Genomic DNA, 2,500 nt, shown 5'->3' with positions numbered 1-2,500 from the left:
ACAACCCAGACCGCCAGCTAAGGTCCCTAAACAGTAGTTAACAGAGAAAGGATGTTAAGTTGCATAGACAACTAGGATGTTGGCTTAGAAGCAGCCATTCATTTAAAGAGTGCGTAATAGCTCACTAGTCAAGCGACTTAGCGTCGACAATTCTCGGGACTTAAACTACTTACCGAAGCTGCGGATCACGCTTTGCGTGGTGGTAGAGGAACATTCCATTCAGCTGTGAAGGTGTGTCGTGAGGCATGCTGGAGCGGATGGAAAAGCAAATGTAGGCATAAGTAACGATAATGGCGATGAAAAATCGCCACGCCGAAAATCTAAGGTTTCCTGAGCAATGTTAATCATCTCAGGGTTAGTCGGACCCTAAGCTGAGGCTGAAAAGCGTAGGCGATGGAAAACAGGCGAAAATTCCTGTACCTGGTGCAAATCGTTTGACCGTAAGGAGGGACGCAGAAGTGAAAGGCCAGCCACCTGTCGGATTAGGTGGTCTAAGCGTGTAGATGGAAGATGTAGGCAAATCCGCATCTTCTTAACATCGAGACGCGAACGGGATGGCTATGCCAACAAACTGGCCCTAAGCATGCTGCCGAGAAAATCTTCGTACGGGAGATTTGTATCAGACCGTACCGCAAACCGACACAGGTAGATGGGATGAGAATTCTAAGGCGCTCGAGTGAGCCGTGGTTAAGGAACTCGGCAAATTAACCCCGTACGTTCGCAAGAAGGGGTGCCTTTAGTAGGTGAGACTTTTTACAAGTCAAGCTGAAAAAGGTCGCAGTGAAATGGCCCAAGCGACTGTTTAACAAAAACACATGTCTCTGCGAAGTCAATTAAGACGACGTATAGGGACTGACACCTGCCCGGTGCTGGAAGGTTAAGGGGAGGGGTTATGGCGTCTTTGACGTCAGAAGCTCTGAACCGAAGCCCCAGTAAACGGCGGCCGTAACTATAACGGTCCTAAGGTAGCGAAATTCCTTGTCGGGTAAGTTCCGACCTGCACGAATGGTGTAACGATTTGGGCACTGTCTCAACCACGGGCTCGGTGAAATTGTGGTACCGGTGAAGACGCCGGTTACCCGCATATGGACGGAAAGACCCCGTGCACCTTTACTGCACCCTAGCATTGGGTTCGAGTAAAGCATGTGTAGGATAGGTGGGAGACTGTGAAGCGGCACCGCTAGGTGTCGTGGAGTCGCCGGTGAAATACCACCCTTGCTTTATTTGGATTCTAACCTCGACTCTTTTATCAGGGTCAGGGACAGTGTTAGGCGGGTAGTTTGACTGGGGCGGTCGCCTCCCAAATTGTAACGGAGGCTCCCAAAGGTTCTCTCAGCATGGTTGGTAATCATGCGTTGAGTGCAAAGGCATAAGAGAGCTTAACTGCGAGACACACAGGTCGAGCAGATGCGAAAGCAGGGCTTAGTGATCCGGTGGTTCCGAGTGGAAGGGCCATCGCTCAAAGGATAAAAGGTACGCCGGGGATAACAGGCTGATCTTGCCCAAGAGTTCATATCGACGGCAAGGTTTGGCACCTCGATGTCGGTTCATCGCATCCTGGGGCTGAAGAAGGTCCCAAGGGTTTGGCTGTTCGCCAATTAAAGCGGTACGTGAACTGGGTTCAGAACGTCGTGAGACAGTTCGGTCCCTATCCTATGCGGGCGCAGGATACTTGAGAAGAGTCGCTTCTAGTACGAGAGGACCGAAGCGAACGTTCCTCTAGTGTACCAGTTGTCGCGCCAGCGGCAGCGCTGGGTAGCTATGAACGGATGTGATAAGCACTGAAAGCATCTAAGTGCGAAGCACACTTCAAGATGAGGTATCCCTTCCCAACGAAAGTTGGGTCTAAAGACTCCTCGGAGATTACGAGGTTGATAGGCTGCAGGTGTAAGCCCGGTAACGGGTTCAGCCAAGCAGTACTAATAGGTCGTGAGACTTAGCCATTAATTTTATTCCAAGATAGATGCATATGTTTTCGTTCTCTCCAATCTTTATTAAATTTTGAAGAATTTTCTGGTGGTTATAGCTACGGGGAAACACCTCTTCCCATTCCGAACAGAGAAGTTAAGCCCGTAAACGCCGATGGTACTGCACTGGCAACGGTGCGGGAGAGTAGGTAGCTGCCAGGATTAAAATTAAAGCCCGATTAAATGTCGGGCTTTTTTATTTTAAAATAAATGAAAAATTAATAAGGCAACGGTGCGAGAGTCCCGCCGTTGGCGGGATAAAATCCGGTAGCTGCCAGGATTAAAATTAAAGCCCGATTAAATGTCGGGCTTTTTTATTTTAAAATAAATGAAAAATTAATAAGGCAACGGTGCGAGAGTCCCGCCGTTGGCGGGATAAAATCCGGTAGCTGCCAGGATTAAAATTAAAGCCCGATTAAATGTCGGGCTTTTTTATTTTAAAATAAATGAAAAATTAATAAGGCAACGGTGCGAGAGTCCCGCCGTTGGCGGGATAAAATCCGGTAGCTGCCAGGATTAAAATTAAAGCCCGA

General features: G+C 48.6%; 2 rRNA genes (1 of these 2 cut by a window edge). Both read left to right on the top strand.

From position 1 onward, the window contains the following. A 23S ribosomal RNA gene (locus ACUN8G_RS06000) occupies positions 1-1,944 on the top strand; it begins 1,073 nt to the left of the window's first position. 68 nt (positions 1,945-2,012) lie between these two features. Beyond that, positions 2,013-2,129, top strand: a 5S ribosomal RNA gene (gene rrf, locus ACUN8G_RS05995). Positions 2,130-2,500: the final 371 nt, after the last annotated feature.

Source organism: Melioribacter sulfuriphilus, assembly GCF_052656625.1.
Note: the sequence above shows the minus strand (reverse complement) of the source record. Positions and strands in the feature narration are given on the sequence as shown.